Origin of the sequence: Nostoc sp. C052, from assembly GCF_013393905.1 — a bacterium.
Lineage (GTDB): Bacteria > Cyanobacteriota > Cyanobacteriia > Cyanobacteriales > Nostocaceae > Nostoc.
The window spans coordinates 6,975,646-6,995,789 of sequence record NZ_CP040272.1 but is presented as its reverse complement, the minus strand read 5'-3'; the positions used below and the strand labels follow the sequence as shown (position 1 = coordinate 6,995,789).

Sequence of the window (20,144 nt, the reverse complement as noted above, 5' to 3'; positions counted from 1 at the left end):
CTTGATTGCTTTCAGACTGACTTAAGAGACAGATGATGTCTTAAATGCAAGTTCGTTAACTATCAACTTAATTAACCACAAGTAACAATCTAAGGAGAAAATGGCTAAAAACGAAGCTAATAATTCCGCCTTGAAAATTATTCCTTTGGGCGGTTTGCATGAAATTGGGAAAAATACCTGTCTTTTTGAGTATGACGATGAAATTATCCTGTTAGATGCAGGATTGGCTTTTCCTACAGAGGCAATGCATGGAGTAAATATTGTTTTACCAGATACGACCTATCTGCGGGAAAATCGCCACAAAATTAAAGGGATGATCGTTACTCACGGTCATGAAGATCATATCGGCGGGATTGCTTTTCATCTCAAGCAATTTGATATCCCCGTGATTTATGGGCCCAGATTAGCAATGGCAATGCTAGAGGGTAAATTAGAAGAAGCAGGAGTCCGCGATCGCACAGAAATCAGAACTGTTCTACCACGTGATGTGGTGCGGATTGGCAAAAACTTTTTAGTTGAATATATCCGCAATACTCACTCCATCGCTGATAGTTTCACTGTTGCCATTCATACTCCTCTTGGTGTAGTCATTCACACAGGGGATTTCAAAATTGACCATACCCCAGTAGATGGTGAAAAGTTTGATTTACAACGCCTAGCAGAACATGGCGAAAAAGGCGTTCTTTGCCTCCTAAGTGATTCCACTAACGCTGAGATACCAGGATTTACACCTTCAGAACGTTCAGTTTATCCAAATCTGGAGAGAGTATTTAGTCAAGCTACTGGGCGACTATTTGTCACTACCTTTGCTTCTAGCGTCCATCGCATCAACATGATTTTGGATATCGCCAAGAAGCAGAACCGTGTAGTAACGGTTGTGGGGCGTTCCATGCTGAACTTGATTGCTCATGCTCGCAATTTAGGTTACATCAAATGTGAAGATAATCTGCTGCAACCATTGCACGCCGTCCGCAATCTACCCGATGAAAGAGTACTGGTTTTAACTACAGGTTCTCAGGGTGAAACGATGGCAGCAATGACTCGTATTGCTAACAAAGAACATCCTCACATTAAAATCCGCCAAGGAGATACGGTAGTATTCTCTGCTAACCCAATTCCCGGAAATACGATCGCAGTAGTCAACACCATTGATAAATTAATGATTCAAGGTGCAAAAGTGGTCTATGGACGGGATAAAGGGATTCACGTCTCAGGTCACGGCTGTCAGGAAGAACAAAAACTGATGATTGCCTTAACTCGACCCAAATTCTTTGTGCCATTCCACGGCGAACATAGGATGCTAGTGAAGCACGCAGAAACGGCTCAGAGTATGGGCATTCCCGCAGAAAACATGATCATTATTCAGAATGGTGATATTGTCGAACTGACAGAAGATGCCATTCGCGTCGCTGGTAAAGTGCCATCTGGTATCGAATTGGTGGATACGACTAGTTCGGGTATGGTAAGTGCCAAAGTGCTGCAAGAACGGCAACGCATGGCTTCTGAAGGCATTATCACCATCGCAGCTGCCATTGATTGGAATGGTAAACTGTTGGCAAAACCAGAAACTCACCTCCGGGGTGTAGTAACAAGTGTAGAGCGATCGCTGTTACAAACCTGGGTAAAACAACGCATTGAAGAAATCCTCACTGTGCGCTGGACAGAATTTGCTCCTGGTGGTGAAGCGGCAGATGTAGACTGGGGTGGATTGCAAGGTACTTTAGAACGAGAATTACAACGTTCCATCCGTCGGGAATTGCAATGTCAACCATCTGTGACTTTGTTAATGCAAATCCCTGATGAGCCACCTGTAAAAGTTGCTGACGGGAGAAGACGGCGGACTCGGACTGCTGCTCAGGTAGCATCATAGAAAATTTCAGGTAAAAATCTCATACAGAGAGAAGTTTGAGCAGTGGCTTTCACCGCTCAAATTTCGATTGGCGCAAAGACACAGAATTTTTCTGAACGTCTTTGCGCTTTCTTTTGTAATGGGTATAGAAATTATCTATAGTTCTTGAAGGTGATCGCCTAAATCTTACAATGTTCAAATCGGCAGAGCGATCTAACTTGTTAGGTTGCTGTCGCCTCAAGCAACTCCAACCAATATCTCCTCATTATTCTCGTCTGCTGAAAGATACAAATCTCTCCACTGCTTAAAGTGGTCAAGATACCATCCTTCCTGATCTTCATCTCTTGCAAACAGTGTTTCAGGATCGATCTGTCGCAAAATGCTGGCTCCTTCACTGACTAGCTCACGGGATATCAGTCCCAATGACTCCTCTGCTGACAATAGAGTTGGAGCAAAAGTTTGATCTCCGAACATGAGCTTTTCAACAATCTTATGGGCATTCGCAAACTTTCTTCTCGATAGTTCTTGCGACAAACGTTCCTTGATCTCAACAGATGATTTTTCTAGTGATGCTGTTCTATCTTCAATCCCCAGATAGGCTTGACGAGTAAGCCTTAACTCAGACCGCAATTCAGCAATTACCCGATTTGCTTCTAGCTCAGATCCAAAAATCTCTTGGTGTGTTTCGATAAAATATTCCAGGATTTCATCAATCTCTTCAGGATCAATCTCAAAAAAGCGGAAAATGCCGCAACCATGAGGGAAAAGAGAAACTACAAGGATGCTGAGTACTTTTTCAGATTGAAGGCGTGCATACAGCGTACTGCTAGGAGGAATTGCGTTGTAGAGTACAGAAACACCCATAAGCAAGTTCATCTGATGTTAACGCTTCAGACTATATCACTCTCAAATTACCACTGCCAACCTAAGTTTTGTAAAATGCCATCGATTCTACTCTATTCAAAATCAGTGCTTCTACGACATTCAGCCAGCGATGAACAGGACACACTTACGTGAGAAAGTGGGAACACGGAGAGGAAAAATGCCTTCTAGGATATTACTGATGTTTATACTTAGCAAAAATACTTTCAGAAAGACCTTATATTAAGTTCTGTAAATGTTACACTAAAACCTATCCAATGATGGATGTCTTTATTAAAATTTAAACTGTGTCAAGTTATGAACAAGATCGTAATATTACACTACCGATCCCCAGAAATTTGCGATTAACTTGACGTAGTAATAAATTAGGTTCTGACTTAAGTGGCTAATCAGGTATTACATTATATCGCAGTCAGAACGCGATTTTTCCGGGAAAGTTCGTTGCCACGTTGTATATATTCATCAAAAAGGTGAATAGCCTCAATAACACAGAGGGTTAATCATGAAGGTATTCGACAATACCACTAAAAAGATTTTTCTGGCTAGCTGGGTATCAATCAATCAAGCAGAAACTACTGAGCATAAAGCAACCCAGCTTAACCATTCTCCTTCCAAGCCCTACTGGGATATTCTCCAACCCCTACGGCAGCGAGTAGAAAACATTCAAGTCCGCGATCGCCAACTAGCTCACCGTTTGTGCAAACTGATTCCATCTCAATGCCCCTTTGAGCGCGATGTCAAATTATTTGGGAAGACCTTGTTTCACATCCCACCCATGTGCAAGCTCAACCCCTTATATGAAGAAGTGGTTGGTTTACGTTTCCGAGCGTTGTGCTATCTAGCCGACGAGTGCGGCGAAGATGTATCGCAGTACTGCTAATACTGAGATATGAACGCTGAGGAAAAAGTTAGGAGTCAGGAGTAATCTGGTCGGGGATCAATAATATAACTCCTAATTCCTAACTCCTAACCATTTTTTATTATTTTTTTACTATTTCTTTTGCCATTTTTGAATGGCATCCTGAGCATCTTCATAAGCGGCTGTTTCCTCTGGCACTAAAGCAGCGGTCGCAATTGCGGCATTACGTTCTCCTTCGGCGGCGCGACGCTTGGCCAGGTCTAAAATTTTCTCACTCCATTTATTGATCGATTTTTGGGCTGTATCGAAGCCTGGTTGATCTGCTGGTACTTTCTTGGCAACTTCGATCGCTCGATTATAGGTAGATGCCTGCTCAGGCTTAATTAAGGCATTAGCTGCATCTAGAAGAGTTCTGTTACTCACATACTGTTTACCCTCTAGCCGCCACAGGTTAATTGCTGCTTGTGCTTTGGCGTAGGGGGCTTCGTCTTTGGTGATTAATCGAGCCGCAGCAATAGCGCTGGCATACTGTCTTTGTTTAGCACGACCTTCTGCTAAATCTAAAATCATCTGGCTCCAAATCTGAATATTCTCTTGAGCTTGTTCGTACAGTGGTTCACCCGATTGAATTTTTCGAGCTGTAGCGATCGCCATGCTCAAATCGCTCGCCTGAGTTTGTCTGAGCGACATTTTCGCCAGGTCTAATACTGCTTGATTCCGCTTTTTTGACTCGGAATTAGAGACTATTTGGGCGCTAGATTGATTTTTGAGTCTCACTGGTGGAGTGGAATCGCTGGGTAAATTCTCAATAACTTGGCGATCGCTAACATTAGTATTGGGTGATGTGCTTGATATTTGCTTAATTCTGAAAGTTTCTTGATTACGGAGAAAAACTACAGCGATTAAACCTGCTACTAGCAAGCTGCCTCCGCCCCACAAGATAAACTGTTTCCAAAAAGGGATGCTTGGTTGATTCGCTGGCAATCGAGAGACGTAACCTTTTGAAGAATTGGGGATAAATCTTCCTCTGGTACTCACTCCTAAAGAAGTTTCCGCCATTGGCTGGGCAACTAAGCTGCCACTTGATTCCTGGACTTTTTGACCCTTCACCTGTTGGGAAGATTTCACAGTAGCTTCTCCCCGTCTGCCCCGATCTGCTGAAGTTCTAGAGGAATCATCAAGGGGAGGAGCTGCAAGGGCAACAGCAAAAGATTCTTCGGGATAAATCACCGATTCTGCTTGAAAGTCGCTTTCCACTGCCAATTCTGGCAAAATTACTTGCTGCCTTGATGGGATGATAGTGGCAGGGTTTTGGACAGGACGCCAGTGGTGGTGACATAATTTTGGCACGATCAGGCTGAGGTAGCTTTCTAAATCTGCCAAGTTGCTACCATTACCAGAACCCAAAGCTTCTAACAAAGCTGCTGTAAAGAATCCGTGACCTAATTCGCTACTCTCATGGGAAAATTGCTCTGGTTGGCAAGAAAGAATTGTCGCCAGTTGTAGCTCTTGGGCTAATTCTATGGTTTCTTCACCAACGGGAGCATCCGCTTGAGTGCCAAAAGCGCGGTTGATATCGAGTAGTAGCAGTACATTCAGGTCAGCAAGTTGTAGACTTTGCATCAGCGATCGCAATTCTATGCCAGTTTCTTGTACGAGTTCCGGGTTGCCCTCTGCTGGCATTAAGTAATCTTTGCCCTTGTAGTTGACTCCATAACCGCTAAAGAATAACCACAGATAGTCTTCTGGTTGCCAACTTCTTGCTGCTAAATCTTCAAGCAGCAGTAAAATATTCTCCTTCGTCGGGTAAGTTGACCTATTTCCAATCGGTGGCGAAGTATCTGTCATAACTAGACAGTGTTCGGGGAGAAAACCTGCCTCTGTCACCAAAAAATCGTCTAGTGCCTCAGCATCCGCTTGGGCACAACTTAAAGGTTGAAATAACTGATATTGATTGATGCCAATCGCGATCGCCCAGTAATTTGCCATCCCGCTCTTTGTCAGTTATTGTTTGCTGGTCTTAAAATTGCGGTTGGCTTTGCCAAAAAAACAAAGCTAACCTGTGTCTTATAGTCTAGGGGATTCTAATTGAATCTTCAGTTAGAATGTAATTTTTATTACGTTAATTAGCCGGAAAATACCTTTTACCTAATTTCAATAAAAGATCATCATTAAGGAGATAGAAGGTCATGAGCAAGATTTCTGCTCACATACCATCATGGATCACTCCCTTTTCAGTTATTAGCCAAATTGCCAGAAGAATCCGGATAATTCCTTTAGTAGTTTTGCTTATATCTACTGTCCCTGCGTGGTTTTTGATGGAAGCGATCGCACCGCAGGTTGTGCGAGCTTACACCGCTAGAGTCGATCTAGCTATTGACCGCCTGCCAGAAGAAAACTATGAAACCGTTCTCAGAAGGGCGGAAGCGGCTGCAAGGGCAGCTGCTCAAAGGAGCTTCGACCAAGATATCTTGGTGACAGATGTTTCCATTATTGTGTCCGTACAAAATTATGGAGCGATCGCACCAGTCCTGACATTAGATGTCAGTCGTCCTCAATGGCGATCGCGCCCCGATGCTCAAAATTGGGCCACTTACTTCAAAACTGCGCGATCTTTACTTTTCTTTGAAAATAACTCTAATAAAGTTCCAGCAGCTAGCCCTGTGTCAACCCCAAAATGACGGGTTGAGCTAGAAGTCCGAGCCAAAGTTTTCTTGGCTCGGAACCTTGGGGGATTTAAAGAAAGTCATTGTTTCTGTTCCCGCCTCCTGGCGTCAGTCTTAACCCAACTTACTTATTCCTGACTCAACTGTTGTCTTTGGCGTCAGTGGATGGCCTAGAATAAGAAGGTTGTCAAGAATCGCGATATCTGCTGACATGGCTGTTCCTAAGAAGAAAACTTCAAAATCAAAACGAGATAAACGTCGAGCTACCTGGAGACACAAAGCTGTCGTCGAAGCTCAGAAAGCCCTTTCTCTAGGCAAATCAATTTTGACTGGACGTTCTACATTTGTTTATCCAACTGCTGAAGAAGAGGAAGAAGAATCATAATTTCTCAGTCAGGAAAAGCACGAACAGCACCGATAGATTTGATTGCCAAACTCAACAATCAAACTTCCGATCGCTAGATAAATGCTTTTTCTTAGCTTTCCTGATTGCATTATGAATCATAGACACTCTACATAAGCTCATTAGATCGAAAAAAATTGGTAGTGAGTAATTGGAAATATCCATTACCCATTACCTATCATTCAAGAGTTCATATAAAGAGTAAAACATCTGATACTGTTGGCAACTCAGCAAAAAAGCTTGTAAACATCTTGAGAAAACTGATTTTTCTCTAACTATGCTAGGAAAATTTTTTCAGAAACCAGCGAAAGAAGAGGGCGATCGCGTCCCTCCTGGTCAACACTTAGCTAAAGGTTTCCCTGTATTAACTTACGGTGAAACTCCCCAAGTCAGCACTGAAGAATGGGAGTTTCGAGTTTGGGGTTTAGCAAAATCTGCTACCTTTAGTTGGTCAGACTTTATGGCGCTACCTCAACACGAATTCACAGCTGATTTCCACTGTGTAACGCGTTGGTCTAAACTCGATGTCAAATGGACTGGCATTAAAGTTATAGATTTTATGGGACTGATTGAAGTAGATCCCAAGGCAGCCCACATTATGGAACACTGTTATGGCGGCTATACTACCAATATTTCTGTAGAAGATTTTATCCGCGAAGAAAACTTCTTTGCCTTTAAAGTTTTTGGTGAAGACCTTCCATCTGAACATGGTGGCCCGATGCGGCTAGTTGTTCCCCATTTATATGCTTGGAAAAGTGCCAAGTGGATCAATGGCTTGGAATTTTTGCCCGGCGAAGAACTTGGTTTTTGGGAGCGCAATGGCTACCATCGCCGTGGTGAACCCTGGGCTGAGGAGCGTTACAGCAACGCTTTTGGGATTTGATAGTTAGGAGTTAGAAGTTTAGAGTTAGGAGTTAGGAGTTAAAAATTCATAACTCATAACTCTTGAAGAAGAATTCAGAAGTCACAATTCAGGAGCGGAGCCGGAGACACTCCGCCTCCGGTCAGAATCAAGACGCTCGATAGTGTAGCGTTAGCGAATCCTTGAGCGTCTGACTCGCTAACGCTGCGAAGCACCGCCAATCGTACAAAATTCATTCTGAATTCTGACTCCTGACTACTGAATTCTGTTCGATAACTTCTAACCTAGAAGTTTCTTTATGAAGGGCAATTTGCCCTGATATGGAGCGTAACGCCATTTTAAATCAAGCCAGAAAGAGTTTTGCAACACACTTTTTTTATGGGAAAATGTGTCAAAACTAGCTTTACCATGATAGTTACCAATACCGCTATCTCCTACTCCACCAAATGGTAAAGATGAGACACCAACCTGCATAACTGTGTCGTTAATACAGACTCCACCAGAGGAAGTTTGCTGTAAAACTCGCTTTTGCAGGTTTTTGTCTTGAGAAAATAAGTATAACGCCAATGGTTTGGGTCTAGAGTTAATCAAGGCGATCGCTTCTGCAATGTCAGTATATTCAATGATGGGTAGAATCGGCCCAAAAATTTCTTCCTGCATTACCGAATCTTCTAAGGAGACATTATCAATCACTGTTGGGGCGATATAACGCTCTGAAGGTTGAGTTTTTCCACCGATGATAACTTTTCCATCTTTGAGAAAGCTAACCAATCGATCAAAGTGTTTTTCACTAATAATCCTGGCATAATCGGGGCTGTTTATCGGATTATCGCCATAAAATTCCTTTAAGTTTTTTTCCAGACCATCTATTAAATCTTTTTTGATTTTTTTATTGACTAAAAGATAGTCAGGGGCGACACAAGTTTGTCCAGCATTAATAAATTTGCCCCAAGTGATTCGTCTAACAGTGTGTTCCAGATTAATGTCAGTATCTACGATACAAGGACTTTTGCCACCTAATTCTAAAGTCACTGGGGTGAGATATTTGGCCGCTGCTGACATAATGATTTTGCCGACGGCTGTACCACCAGTAAAAAAGATATGGTCAAACTTTTCTGCAAGTAGTTTTTGACTTGCTTCCACACCTCCCTCAACCACTGCAATATAAGCAGGATCAAAATGTTTGGCAATAATTTCAGCAATGATATGGGAAGTATGAGAAGCAATTTCTGAAGGTTTGATAATTGCACAGTTACCGGCTGCGATCGCACCTATTAACGGTGAGATAATTAACTGAAATGGATAGTTCCAAGGCCCAATAATTAAGACAACCCCTAACGGTTCTGGATAAATTTTTGCTGAGTATGAAAAAAAGTCCCAAGAAACCGCTGCTTTTTTGGGCTTACTCCAGTTTTGAAGATGTTTTATAGTGTAATCAATTTCTTTAACTACGCTGATTTCTGTAATGTAAGTCTCAACTTCTGGTTTATGTAAATCTGCTTGTAATGCCTCGACTATTGACTTTTCATACTTAATGATTGCTTGCTTAAGATTTTGAAGTTGTTCAATGCGAAAATTTACATCTTTAGTTTTTCCGGTTTGAAAAAACTCTCGCTGATTATGGAGAATATTGCCAACGTTAGATAATTCAGTAGTAATCATTATTTTGTCCTCTCAAAAACTATTTACTTAATGCTAATGTTGTTAGACAAACCATACTAAAATCGTCAATTTTAGTGTTGGATTTTATAATGGAAATATTTAACTTTTATTGGTAAATAATAGTAATTATAAATTATGAATTTTCAGGATAAAAAGCTCTACAATTCATAATTTACAATTACTACTTTTCTCAGATTTTGGTGGGTAGAAGCACAATAAATACACTACCTTTGCCCAACTCAGAATTAAGCAGAATAATGCCTTGATGTGCCTCAACGATTCGACGAGCAAGGTACAGTCCTAAGCCACTACCAGAACTCTTATGGTTGCCTTGGCGAAATCGTTCAAAGATCGTGGCTAGTTCTTCAGGAGGAATACCTGGGCCTGTATCCGCTATTTCAATTCTAATATAGTCAACAGAATTGGACTTTCCAGATAACTGAGATTGACTACTGTTGTCGGACTGGCGTTGAGAAGTAAAACGAATAGTCACAGAACCAGAGTCGGTAAATTTGATCGCATTACCGATAAGATTTGTAAATAGACGATGTAACTCTAAGCGATCGCCCATGACTGTGTTTGATTCTTCGGTAAAATCCACACTCAGCGACAGTGCTTTGTCTTGAGCTAAGGGTGATAATTCTCCAGTTACCTCTTCTAGCAATTGGCTCAGATTAACTGTTTGAAATGCTAAACTTTTGCGACCCGCTTCAAAACGATAAACTTCCAATAAAGTATTGACCATAGAAAGCAGGTTGATATTGCTACGGGCCATGATGGCGATTACTTCCTGCATTTGCGTTGATAATGTTCCCAAAGCGCCTTGCTGAAATAGCATCAACATGCGATCGGCGGCTACCAAGGGAGTGCGTAAGTCGTGGGTGAGGCGGGAGACAAAATCTTCTCGCTGGCGGGCAATTTCATCACGTTCATCCATACTATGCTTCAAGCGCAGGAGCGATCGCACTCGTGCCAGCAATTCATCTACTGTTACAGGTTTGCGGATAAAATCATCAGCACCCAAGTCTAATCCGTGGGCGACATTAGGCGCATCGTGGGCAGTTATTAGCAGTATGGGGATATATTGTGGCAACTTCATCTCTCCACGAATGTGCTTGGTGACTTCGTACCCATCCATATCTGGCATCATCAGATCCAGCAGAACCAAGTCGCAAGCAGAAGCTTTCAATTCTGCCAAGGCCGAAATCCCATTTTCTGCGGTGCTAACTGTGTAACCTTCTTCCTCCAAAATAGTTTTGATCAAAAACACGTTATCAGGAGAGTCATCAACAACTAAAATTTTGTCAGAACGAAAAGATTGTGAAGTCATATAGATGCAAGGTATGGGGTAAAAGTAAATTTTTGATAAGACTAGCTGTATTTGTAACAATTTGTCTAGCTATATGTGTGTGAATCGTTCTCTTTTGTTGGCTCAGGCAGAGACTTTAGAGATGTTTTGAGCAAAATCCAATCAAGATAGAGTATAAGAATCTGCATTTTCAGAAAGTGGTTGAGACATTGGAAGCTTTCATCCCTCAGCAGCCATGCCCAGATTTTTTTCAGCAATAGCACTAGGATAACTTCAATAGATTTCTTGAGAATCAGAGTAATTAATATTTCTAACATTGCGATCGCCTCAGTTGCTTGACTGAGTTAAATGTCGCAATTTTGTTTTGTAGTTATTTATTTGACTTGTAGTGACTTACATTGACTTGCCGTAATTCGCTTGAAACACACGGCACGCTAAACTGAACTTGAAGCCGATTTTACAATAGGTATATGTCGTTACCAAAAGACTTCTTTACACAACTAGAGCAATACAGCGAATTGTCAAATAGAGAAAAGGCAGTTTTTGTGGAAATCTTTGGTAATAGCAAGAGCCGAGTTGAAGTTACACAAGCATTTCACATCTCTGAGAGCAATCTAAGTAGTTGCCTGACAGGTATTTACAAGAAGTTCAGTATCAGTGGCAGCGGGCCTGTGAAAGAAACCCGTTTGCGGGAGTATCTGCAAAAGCGATATTCCCAGCAGAAACCTTCTGGTAGATCAACTGCTGACGTTGCAGAGGATGATATTGATGCTTTAGTTCAAGAAATCCGCGAACAGGTTAAACCCAGCATCAAAGAAAAGTGTGGAACGATGCGCGTACTGGATATGGATCAACCTATCGAGCTAACTGGAGAGCGAGGTATCTATACTAACGTCAACATTCTGGAGAAAACCACAAAACGCAGGCGAGTGAAAATTGAGCAACTGTCGCCAAAGTTGGATCGGGAGGACTTTGCTCATTTTGGATTTCACGAAGCCAGTGAGAAGCGAGTACCAGGGCTTCAAGCAGTGCAGCATCACAAAAAACTAATGGTTTTAGGTAAACCGGGCGCGGGAAAGACTACATTTTTGAAGTATTTAGCAATGCACTGCATCGAAGGGCAATTTTTGACAAACCGAGTTCCCGTATTTATCATCCTCAAGGACTTCGCACAAGACCCTAAACAGCTAGATATTCTCCAGTACATTACTCAACAATTATTTATCTGTGGTATCCACAATAGCAGTGTGAAAACAGAGCAACTGTTGAGACAGGGTAAATTTTTGGTTTTACTGGATGGTCTGGATGAAGTTAGAGAAGAGGATACAAAGCGTATTTTATGGCAAACTCGGAAGATTTCCGAACAGTTCCACACCAATCAATTTGTTATAACCTGTCGGATAGCTGCCAAAGAATACACCTTTGAACAGTTTACTGAAGTGGAAGTGGCAGATTTTGACGAAGAACAGATTGCTATTTTTGCTCACAACTGGTTCCGCTTAAACTGCCAAGTGAAAGCTAAAAGATTTATTGAAAAACTACAAGCCAACAAACGGATTTTTGATCTGGCAACTAATCCACTATTGCTGACCTTGCTGTGTTTGGTATTTGAGGAAAACGAAGATTTTCCAGCAAACCGTTCAGAACTTTATAAAGAAGGGTTGGATATATTGCTTAAGAAATGGGATGCTAAACGTAATATTGAGCGTAATCAAGTTTATCAAAATTTATCGTTGGACTATAAAGAAGATTTACTCAGCGAGATTGCTTTTACTACCTTTGAGCAGAAAGACTATTTCTTTAAACAAAAAACTGTAGAGGCATATATTGCCGAGTTTATCAGTAATTTACAAGTTGCTAATTTAGAACCAGAAGTTTTTAAACTTGATAGCGAAGCTGTTTTGAAATCTATTGAAGCCCAGCATGGTTTACTGGTAGAAAGAGCAAAAGGAATTTATTCTTTTTCACATCTGACTTTTCAAGAGTATTTCTGTGCTAGAAAAATCGTATCTACTTTAGCGTATGAAAAGTTAGTACAACATATCACTGAAAAACGGTGGCAGGAGGTGTTTTTACTAACTGCTGGAGTTATGGAAAAAGCAGATAGTTTAGCATTGTTAATGAAGCGAGAAGTTGATAAATTAGCCGCTTCCGATGAAAAATTACAGCATCTTTTAGAATGGCTTGCTCATAAATCTAGTTCATTTGAATCTTTTTACAAGCCAGCAGCTATAAGAGCATTATATTTTGAAATGACCTTAAATAGTGAACAAAATAAATTAGATAATATTCTTGAAGGGGATTCAGGAAATACTTTATATGATTTAGATAATGCTCTTGGATGGGATTCAGAAGATACTTTAGATGATATAGAGATAGATTGGTTACTCAATCATGCTCTCACAAATACTCTTGTTCTTAGTGATGACTTAGCTAACGCTTTTTTTCAAGGTCTTGATGCTACTGATATTCTTGATGAAACTATTGATAAATCATCTCGTGGACAAGCGTTAGTTGCTCGGGATGATGCTTGGTGTAATATAGCTGATATTGATGATTTTCTTATAAATGCTATAGATTTAGCTTCTTCTTTTCAATCAGAATTGAAGACGGCATTGCAGTTATTAAGAGATAAACTTAATGAGGCAATACCAGAATGGGAAAACCTATTTGAAGAACTAGAAGGATTTGGAAAATGGTGGGAGAAAAATAGTCAAGTCTGGACTGAGCAGTTAATAGCTTTAATGATTGAACATCGTAATATTGGTCATAACTGGCAGTTCAGTGATAGACAAGCTAAACTACTAAAGCAGTATTATAATAGTAACAAACTCCTGGTAAACTGCTTAGACAGCGATTGTAATATTAGTGAGAAACTTAGACAAGAAATTGAGCATAACTTGCTATTACCAATAAGTAAATTAGAAACGGAAAATAACAAAGATATTTTCTAATTTTGCATTTGAAAGTTTTTTCCACATTTTCTGATGAAACGGAGTGTGCAACAAGGAAAGAAGAAACCATTCCTTATCATAAAACAACGGACATCTGGCAACCAGCCACTATGCTCATTCCCCAGAGTTGAGATTATCTAAAACTTGCTGGAATTCTGCTGTGGAAGGAATTGCGATCGCACTTTTGTGAAGCATTTTTAGCACAGATGGTTCTTCTATCCTATTGATAACTTCGACAATGGAGCTTGGCACTTCTCCAAATCGAGTTTCTAGGACTGTAATGATGCTTTCTCTCGCAGTTTCGACAATTCCTTCTTCTTTTGCTAGCCTTTCAATACTAGTTACGTACCGCATTCTATCTGCCTCCTCGTAACTTCTTACTTCTGTTTTAAAACTAAGTGCCAACTCTTTTGGCAAAACCATTATCCAGTCGATAAACCCAAATAGTTCCCGAATATCTTCTCGGCTATATCCCCGTTCATACAGCCGTCTGACTAGGCTTAGTTTCCACTGTAGCCGATTTTCTGGGTTTCGTTGCGTTGCTTTGGTCTTGAGATGCGCCATCACAATTACACCAAAGGGGTTGGTTGTTTGCTCTAAGGTTTCCCACCTTTGCTCATAGTCCAACAGTTTCGCCACAGGAAACTCTAAGCTGACGCGACATCCGCCCAGTTGATAGCTGTAGCTGGAAGATCGCCAATTCGCTTGTTCATCTGCTAACACTGCTAAACTGATGACTCGCTTTTTATGACGGTCAAATAAGCGGTAATTATATGTGTACATCCGTTCGGCAAATTGGCTGTCATATTGCCCTTGGACTTCCACATGAACCAATACCCAAGCTTCTTCTCCATCCAGTAGCCAAACTTTTGCAACTTTATCGACCAAACGCCGCCCAATTTCTGCATCCGGTTCTAGTTGTTGCAGTTCTGTGTCCAGAAATTCATAAGGTCGCGTCCAGTCGATTTCGGCATAAGCTTGGGTGAAAAAGAATTCCAAAAAGCGGGGAAAATATAGCTCAATAACTTCTTTCCAAGGACTATCGTAATCAGTAAGTTGCTCGGTCATGAATTAAAACAAAAAGTACCTCTGTGCCATTGGTAAAACTGTCGCAGGTTCACAAATCAGCAACTCACCATCTGCCCTAACTTGGTATGTTTCTGGATCTACTTCAATGTGGGGTAGTGCATCATTTAGCTTCATATCCCGCTTACTCAATTGGCGTGTCCCAGAAACGGCAACTGCTGCTTTTTGTAAACCTAGCTGGCTGGGAATTTCTTTCTCTAAAGCTGCTTGAGAAACAAAAGTTAATGATGTGGCATGACGCGCCCCAGCAAAACTACCAAACATCGGCCGCATATACACTGGTTGCGGTGTAGGAATACTGGCGTTAGCATCGCCCATTTGCGCCCATGCAATCATTCCGCCTTTAATCACTATCTCTGGTTTCACGCCAAAAAATGCAGGACGCCACAAACATAAATCTGCTAATTTTCCCTCTTCTACTGAACCCACATATTGAGCAATTCCGTGAGCGATCGCAGGGTTAATCGTATACTTAGCAACATACCTTTTTGCCCGAAAATTATCTGCTTTTTGCTCTGTTCCTTCTGGGTTAAGACTTCCCCGTTGCACCTTCATTTTGTGAGATGTCTGCCAGGTGCGAATTATCACTTCGCCTACCCTTCCCATTGCCTGGGAGTCGGAAGAAATCATGCTAAATGCGCCTAAGTCGTGCAAAATGTCCTCCGCAGCAATGGTTTCCCGACGGATGCGAGATTCGGCAAAAGCGACATCTTCAGCGATCGCTGGGTCAAGGTGATGGCATACCATCAACATATCCAGGTGTTCATCTAAGGTGTTGAGGGTGTAGGGACGTGTGGGATTGGTAGAAGATGGCAGAACGTTGGCTTGTCCACAGACTTTGATGATATCTGGTGCATGTCCGCCACCTGCGCCTTCGGTGTGGTAGGTGTGGATGGTACGATTCTTGAAAGCGGCGATCGTATCTTCGACAAATCCGGCTTCGTTCAGGGTATCAGTATGAATCGCTACTTGCACATCATATTCGTCAGCAACGCTGAGGCAAGTATCAATTGCTGCGGGTGTAGTTCCCCAGTCTTCATGTAGTTTTAACCCCATTGCACCGGCGGCTACTTGTTCTACAAGTCCTTGAGGTTGACTGGCGTTACCTTTGCCCAAAAAGCCTAAGTTGACAGGAAAAGCATCAGCAGCTTGCAACATTCGGTAAATATTCCAAGGACCGGGGGTGCAGGTAGTGGCATTTGTACCTGTGGCAGGGCCAGTACCGCCGCCGATCATGGTGGTAATCCCGGAAGCGATCGCAACTTCAATCTGTTGGGGACAAATAAAATGAATATGGGCATCAATACCGCCAGCAGTGAGAATCATTCCTTCACCGGCTAAGGCTTCGGTTCCAGGGCCGATAATAATATCTACATTATTTTGAATATAAGGATTTCCGGCTTTACCAATTTTGAAAATCTTGCCATCTTTAATGCCGATATCTGCTTTGACAATACCCCACCAATCGAGAATTAAGGCATTAGTAATTACTAAATCTACAGCACCATCGGCGTTAGAAATAGGGGATTGTCCCATCCCATCGCGGATGACTTTACCGCCGCCAAATTTCACTTCATCGCCGTAGGTGGTGAAATCTTGTTCAACTTCAATAAATAATTCTGTGTCTGCAAGTCGGATGCGATCGCCTACTGTGGGGCCATAAGTTTCGGCGTAGGCACGGCGATCCATTCTGTAAGGCATATAAAATCCTTTTTTTAACGCAAAGGGACGTGGAGGGAAGCGCAGAGGTACGCGGAGGTTTTTAGAGGTTTCCGTTAATTTTGGCGTTGAAGCCGTAGACTTGGCGAGTACCAACGAGGGAGACCAGAGTTATTTCTTTTTCATCGCCTGGTTCAAAGCGGACTGCGGTTCCAGCGGGGATATCGAGACGCATTCCTCGCGCTTGTTCTCTGTCAAAGTTTAAGGCGTTGTTAACTTCATAAAAGTGATAGTGGGAACCGACTTGTATAGGGCGATCGCCTGTATTTGACACTTGTAATTTTATAGTTGGACGACCAACATTTAGTTCAATTTCACCTGCTGGTGTGATAATTTCTCCAGGAATCATAATTAATTCAAAAATTAACGAATTGGATTATGTACTGTCACTAACTTTGTGCCATCAGGAAAAGTTGCTTCTACCTGCACTTCATGCACCATTTCTGGTATCCCTTCCATCACATCATCCCGTGTCAATAGAGTTGTACCATAACTCATTAATTCAGCTACAGTTTGCCCATCTCTTGCCCCTTCTAAAATGGCAGCAGAAATATAAGCAACTGCTTCAGGATAATTCAGTTTTAAACCCCTTACTTTACGTCTTTCTGCTAATAAAGCAGCAGTAAAAATTAATAGCTTATCTTTTTCCTGCGGCGTAAGTTGCATTCTTATCTCTTCCTTCGCGTCCTTCGCGCCTTCGTGGTTCGTTCAAAGCTGCCACACTCTTGGTATACAATTACCACGATTCAAAAAAGAAACTCGCAGCAATTGCCAAACATCAATAAACCAGTTTCTCACCTCAGATGTAGAAGCACCGCGATATCGACACAATAATCCATGTTGTAACCTGCTAACACCCGCTTCCCCCTGCCCATCCCATAAATTTCGCATTTTTTCGACAATTTCTCCTGAAACTGCGCCACCAACCCAAACTAGACTACCTACGATTGGTTTTCCAGCCAAGCCGTGAGGAGTGTGGAAAATGTCTTCGCTACCGGGTAAGTATTGGCGATCAATCCATAAGGGAACACCTTGCTGCCATATTTCCGTGTGCGATCGCCATTCTCCTTGCAAGAATTTTTCTCCTCTAGCACTACGACCAAATCGGGTAATTTCCCAGCCTAACCAACTGCCCCCGGTTGCTAATTCTACCCGTAAATCTTGCCGATAAATCGCGTCGTTAAATAAAATTGTCTCTTGCGGCAACCATTCTAAACAAGCACCAGCATCAACCTGCATCTGGATGTTTTGTCTAGCTTGTAAGCCATTGCTGCGGTATATTTTGCTTGCAGCCGCCGTGGTAATTAAAGCTTGGGTTTGGGGTTGGAGATGGATATTAGAGGATAAGCGATCGCCTCCCACCATTCCCCCAGCTGTGTGTAAAATTACGCTATGACAAACTTTTTCCCCTTCTGGATAGAATGGGCGTTGTACCTTCAGTGGCGCTTGTTGGTGATTGTAAATTAATTGGGTTTTACCCTGGCGATCGGCATAGACTAAATTAAGTTTGCCATGCCAACCTTCTGGTATTTGTGAATTGCAGGTCATTTATAAATTCAAGATTAAAGTTCAGATACTTTACATTTATTTAATGCATTATCTGCAATTTATTCTTTACTTGTTGGTGCAGTGTGGGGTGATTATCTTTAAGGCTCAAAACATAATCAGCATTTGCAGCTATAATTTTTTGGGCAATCGATTTCTAAATATCTTTGTTAATTCTTCCCCATTTTCCATAACCAAAAACTCCACCACAAGGGGATGGAGTTTTTTATTACCACATTACCTACTAGGCTTCACATGATTCCTAACTACTTAACTATGCTTTAGTAAGAATTCTTTGGACAATTTGCACACCAGTAACAGCCTGCCAAGCAAAAAGTCCCAAAAGGGTGAAATTTATCAAAATGTGAGTTGCACGCGCCCAATTTGCCCCTTTCTGCATATAGGGGGACAAAGCAGCAGAAAATGCTATTAGACTTGTCATAGCCAGTCCTGCTAACAGGTGAGGCTGGACAAACAATTTACCATTATTGATGTAAGTGACAGCCATCCCACCGATCGCACCTGTCACCATCAAAGCTAGGAGTATAGACCCGATTTGGTAGTGTCTGACGTTATATCTACCTTTAATCAGTTCTTTCTTTTCTTCTCCCTGAGCATTTCTGGTACGCTGTACTTGCAGCCCTAAGTAGGCGGCATAAATTGAGAATGCTAATAGCGCCCACATCAGCACCGGATGGAAGAAGTTCAACCAATATTTCACCGACGCAGAAAGTTCTAGACTCATTGTGTTCTCGCCTAATTCTTAAATCTTCATAAAAATTAGCATAACTCTATTTTGTGTGCCTAATGTTGCTCAAATTAAAAGAGGTTGAGGAATCAGGACAGAAGACAAGAGTAAAGCCTCACTTACTTTAATTTGCATCCAGTAAAGAGATAAAATGCTTGCCAAGACTGCAATTTTGAATTTTGAATTGCATAACCCCCTTGCCAAAGTGGATAAACAATCTCAGACTAAATTTTGAGGGGATACAACAAAACCCCCAGCGTGGGATCTCATTCATGACTGAAAACAACGATACTTTGCTGCTAAAAGCTGCTAAAAGTGGTGATATCAAGGGGCTGTGTGCGCTGCTGGCTGCTGGTGCGGCGGTGGACGCGTGCGATCGCCAAGGCACCACAGCGTTAATGTTTGCTGCTAATTTAGGTTATACCGAAATTGTGCGATCGCTTCTGGATGCTGGCGCAAATATCAACTTGCCCAGAAAACTCTATGGTTTGACGGCTTTGATGTTGGCGGCTAGTGCCAAACAACTTGACATTGTGCAGCTTTTACTATCCAGAGGTGCTGATGTCAATGCCACGAATGAAGATGGCAGCACAGCTTTAATGGCAGCAGTCCTCAAAGGTCATATCGATGTAGTGAGAGTTTTATTAGCTGCTGGTGCCCAAGTTAATATCGCCGATAAAGATGATGATACGGCATTGAAACTCGCTGTTAAGCAGGGAAAAATAGAAGTTCTAGAAGCAATTCTCCAAACTGGTGTCGATGTCAATATCCCAGATGAGGAGGGCGAGACACTCTTAATGCTGGCAGCAGACTTGGGATATCTGAAGATTGTGGAAGCATTGTTAGCAGTAGGGGCTGACGTGAATGCGAACAACCCTGATGGTGGAACTGCCCTATCAGCCGCCGCCGCTGCTGGACACAGTGCGATCGCATCAGCTTTACTGGACGTAGGTGCCGAGATTAATCTCCAAGACCAAGATGGTGAAACTGCCCTACATCTTGCCGTTGTGGAAGGCTACATTGATGTCGTAAAAGTTTTACTTAACAGGGGCGCAGATGTCCAAATTAGGAACCACCTGGGTGATACACCACTGCTTGTAGCAGCATTACAGGGACATAGCCAAATTGTCGAGGCATTGCTGTATTCTGGGGCAGATATTAATGGGAAAAATCTTGGTGAAGTACCTTTAACGTTGGCGGTATCACAGGGACACACCCAAACAGTGAAAGTGTTGCTAGACTACGGTGCTGATGCCAACATTCCGGGGGATGATAGTAAAACTGCTTTGATCAAGGCAACCGAACGCAAGCACACAGAGATTATAGGTTTGTTGCTAGCAAAGGGGGCAGATGTAAATTTTCAAGACTCAGCGAGGGCAACATCATTAATGTGGGCTGCCTCAGCAGGTTATAACGAAATTGTGCAGTTATTACTGCAAGCTGGGGCAGATGTAAATTTGAAAAACCGGGGCGGTTATACGGCTTTGATGATTGCAGAATTTAATGGTTATAAGAATGTGGTGCGGAATCTGCAAAAAGCTGGAGCGCAAGAATAACTATCGCAATTTTTCATCTAAAATATTTTCAGAAAAATCTTGAC

General features: G+C 42.0%; 17 protein-coding genes. 7 read left to right on the top strand and 10 right to left on the bottom strand.

What is annotated here, in order from left to right:
• Positions 1-100 precede the first annotated feature (100 nt).
• Positions 101-1,870, top strand: coding sequence for a ribonuclease J (locus FD723_RS28945; protein WP_179068429.1), 1,770 nt, complete (start codon positions 101-103; stop codon positions 1,868-1,870).
• Positions 1,871-2,086: 216 nt separating this feature from the next.
• Here the strand turns inward: FD723_RS28945 and FD723_RS28940 are convergent, their stop codons facing one another.
• Positions 2,087-2,713 (bottom strand): hypothetical protein, encoded by a 627-nt coding sequence (locus tag FD723_RS28940; RefSeq protein WP_218651763.1) that lies wholly within the window; start codon positions 2,711-2,713, stop codon positions 2,087-2,089.
• A gap of 520 nt (positions 2,714-3,233) precedes the next feature.
• Here FD723_RS28940 and FD723_RS28935 point away from each other — a divergent pair.
• On the top strand, positions 3,234-3,611 hold the full coding sequence (locus FD723_RS28935; RefSeq protein WP_179068427.1) for a Mo-dependent nitrogenase C-terminal domain-containing protein: 378 nt from the start codon (positions 3,234-3,236) through the stop codon (positions 3,609-3,611).
• 111 nt (positions 3,612-3,722) lie between these two features.
• On the opposite strand, the gene FD723_RS28930 is transcribed toward FD723_RS28935, so the two are convergent.
• On the bottom strand, positions 3,723-5,579 hold the full coding sequence (locus FD723_RS28930; protein ID WP_179068426.1) for a caspase family protein: 1,857 nt from the start codon (positions 5,577-5,579) through the stop codon (positions 3,723-3,725).
• 200 nt (positions 5,580-5,779) lie between these two features.
• Between FD723_RS28930 and FD723_RS28925 the strand changes: the two genes are divergently transcribed.
• From FD723_RS28925 to FD723_RS28915, 3 genes are all read left to right on the top strand, one after another.
• Positions 5,780-6,271, top strand: coding sequence for a hypothetical protein (locus FD723_RS28925; protein ID WP_179068425.1), 492 nt, complete (start codon positions 5,780-5,782; stop codon positions 6,269-6,271).
• Between the two features lie 196 nt (positions 6,272-6,467).
• Positions 6,468-6,641: a 50S ribosomal protein L32 gene (rpmF, locus tag FD723_RS28920; RefSeq protein WP_012407602.1), complete on the top strand. Its 174-nt coding sequence runs from the start codon at positions 6,468-6,470 to the stop codon at positions 6,639-6,641.
• Positions 6,642-6,936: 295 nt separating this feature from the next.
• The gene (locus tag FD723_RS28915; protein ID WP_179068424.1) at positions 6,937-7,542 is read left to right on the top strand and encodes a sulfite oxidase-like oxidoreductase; all 606 of its coding nucleotides are present in this window, start codon (positions 6,937-6,939) and stop codon (positions 7,540-7,542) included.
• Positions 7,543-7,800: 258 nt separating this feature from the next.
• Here FD723_RS28915 and FD723_RS28910 read toward each other — a convergent pair whose 3' ends face one another.
• Together FD723_RS28910 and FD723_RS28905 are read right to left on the bottom strand one after the other, a co-directional pair.
• Positions 7,801-9,183: an aldehyde dehydrogenase gene (locus tag FD723_RS28910; RefSeq protein ID WP_179068423.1), complete on the bottom strand. Its 1,383-nt coding sequence runs from the start codon at positions 9,181-9,183 to the stop codon at positions 7,801-7,803.
• A gap of 190 nt (positions 9,184-9,373) precedes the next feature.
• On the bottom strand, positions 9,374-10,513 hold the full coding sequence (locus tag FD723_RS28905; protein ID WP_179068422.1) for a hybrid sensor histidine kinase/response regulator: 1,140 nt from the start codon (positions 10,511-10,513) through the stop codon (positions 9,374-9,376).
• A 449-nt stretch (positions 10,514-10,962) separates the two neighbouring features.
• On the opposite strand from FD723_RS28905, the gene FD723_RS28895 reads away from it, so the two are divergent.
• Positions 10,963-13,446, top strand: coding sequence for an NACHT domain-containing NTPase (locus FD723_RS28895; protein ID WP_179068421.1), 2,484 nt, complete (start codon positions 10,963-10,965; stop codon positions 13,444-13,446).
• Positions 13,447-13,560: 114 nt separating this feature from the next.
• Here FD723_RS28895 and FD723_RS28890 read toward each other — a convergent pair whose 3' ends face one another.
• The 6 genes from FD723_RS28890 to FD723_RS28865 form a co-directional block, all read right to left on the bottom strand.
• Positions 13,561-14,514, bottom strand: coding sequence for a transposase (locus FD723_RS28890; RefSeq protein WP_179068420.1), 954 nt, complete (start codon positions 14,512-14,514; stop codon positions 13,561-13,563).
• A 3-nt stretch (positions 14,515-14,517) separates the two neighbouring features.
• On the bottom strand, positions 14,518-16,233 hold the full coding sequence (gene ureC / locus FD723_RS28885) for an urease subunit alpha (protein ID WP_179068419.1): 1,716 nt from the start codon (positions 16,231-16,233) through the stop codon (positions 14,518-14,520).
• A 61-nt stretch (positions 16,234-16,294) separates the two neighbouring features.
• Complete coding sequence (locus FD723_RS28880; RefSeq protein WP_179068418.1) at positions 16,295-16,600, bottom strand: urease subunit beta; 306 nt, start codon at positions 16,598-16,600, stop codon at positions 16,295-16,297.
• Positions 16,601-16,614: 14 nt separating this feature from the next.
• Positions 16,615-16,917, bottom strand: a complete 303-nt coding sequence (gene ureA, locus FD723_RS28875; RefSeq protein WP_179068417.1) for an urease subunit gamma — start codon at positions 16,915-16,917, stop codon at positions 16,615-16,617.
• A 42-nt stretch (positions 16,918-16,959) separates the two neighbouring features.
• Entirely contained in the window at positions 16,960-17,799 is an 840-nt protein-coding gene (locus tag FD723_RS28870; RefSeq protein ID WP_179068416.1) for an urease accessory protein UreD, read from the bottom strand.
• A 271-nt stretch (positions 17,800-18,070) separates the two neighbouring features.
• Positions 18,071-18,541: a DUF4079 domain-containing protein gene (locus FD723_RS28865; RefSeq protein WP_179068415.1), complete on the bottom strand. Its 471-nt coding sequence runs from the start codon at positions 18,539-18,541 to the stop codon at positions 18,071-18,073.
• Positions 18,542-18,816: 275 nt separating this feature from the next.
• Here FD723_RS28865 and FD723_RS28860 point away from each other — a divergent pair, with 275 nt between their 5' ends.
• A complete protein-coding gene (locus tag FD723_RS28860; RefSeq protein ID WP_179068414.1) occupies positions 18,817-20,100 on the top strand; it encodes an ankyrin repeat domain-containing protein in 1,284 nt (427 codons plus the stop codon).
• The last annotated feature ends 44 nt before the right edge of the window (positions 20,101-20,144 follow it).

Excerpts from the sequence above, each read along its gene's own strand:
- FD723_RS28945 (WP_179068429.1), top strand. The coding sequence starts at position 101 with ATGGCTAAAAACGAAGCTAATAATTCCGCCTTGAAAATTATTCCTTTG.
- FD723_RS28940 (WP_218651763.1), bottom strand. The coding sequence starts at position 2,713 with ATGGGTGTTTCTGTACTCTACAACGCAATTCCTCCTAGCAGTACGCTG.
- FD723_RS28935 (WP_179068427.1), top strand. The coding sequence starts at position 3,234 with ATGAAGGTATTCGACAATACCACTAAAAAGATTTTTCTGGCTAGCTGG.
- FD723_RS28930 (WP_179068426.1), bottom strand. The coding sequence starts at position 5,579 with ATGGCAAATTACTGGGCGATCGCGATTGGCATCAATCAATATCAGTTA.
- FD723_RS28925 (WP_179068425.1), top strand. The coding sequence starts at position 5,780 with ATGAGCAAGATTTCTGCTCACATACCATCATGGATCACTCCCTTTTCA.
- rpmF (WP_012407602.1), top strand. The coding sequence starts at position 6,468 with ATGGCTGTTCCTAAGAAGAAAACTTCAAAATCAAAACGAGATAAACGT.
- FD723_RS28915 (WP_179068424.1), top strand. The coding sequence starts at position 6,937 with ATGCTAGGAAAATTTTTTCAGAAACCAGCGAAAGAAGAGGGCGATCGC.
- FD723_RS28910 (WP_179068423.1), bottom strand. The coding sequence starts at position 9,183 with ATGATTACTACTGAATTATCTAACGTTGGCAATATTCTCCATAATCAG.
- FD723_RS28905 (WP_179068422.1), bottom strand. The coding sequence starts at position 10,513 with ATGACTTCACAATCTTTTCGTTCTGACAAAATTTTAGTTGTTGATGAC.
- FD723_RS28895 (WP_179068421.1), top strand. The coding sequence starts at position 10,963 with ATGTCGTTACCAAAAGACTTCTTTACACAACTAGAGCAATACAGCGAA.
- FD723_RS28890 (WP_179068420.1), bottom strand. The coding sequence starts at position 14,514 with ATGACCGAGCAACTTACTGATTACGATAGTCCTTGGAAAGAAGTTATT.
- ureC (WP_179068419.1), bottom strand. The coding sequence starts at position 16,233 with ATGCCTTACAGAATGGATCGCCGTGCCTACGCCGAAACTTATGGCCCC.
- FD723_RS28880 (WP_179068418.1), bottom strand. The coding sequence starts at position 16,600 with ATGATTCCTGGAGAAATTATCACACCAGCAGGTGAAATTGAACTAAAT.
- ureA (WP_179068417.1), bottom strand. The coding sequence starts at position 16,917 with ATGCAACTTACGCCGCAGGAAAAAGATAAGCTATTAATTTTTACTGCT.
- FD723_RS28870 (WP_179068416.1), bottom strand. The coding sequence starts at position 17,799 with ATGACCTGCAATTCACAAATACCAGAAGGTTGGCATGGCAAACTTAAT.
- FD723_RS28865 (WP_179068415.1), bottom strand. The coding sequence starts at position 18,541 with ATGAGTCTAGAACTTTCTGCGTCGGTGAAATATTGGTTGAACTTCTTC.
- FD723_RS28860 (WP_179068414.1), top strand. The coding sequence starts at position 18,817 with ATGACTGAAAACAACGATACTTTGCTGCTAAAAGCTGCTAAAAGTGGT.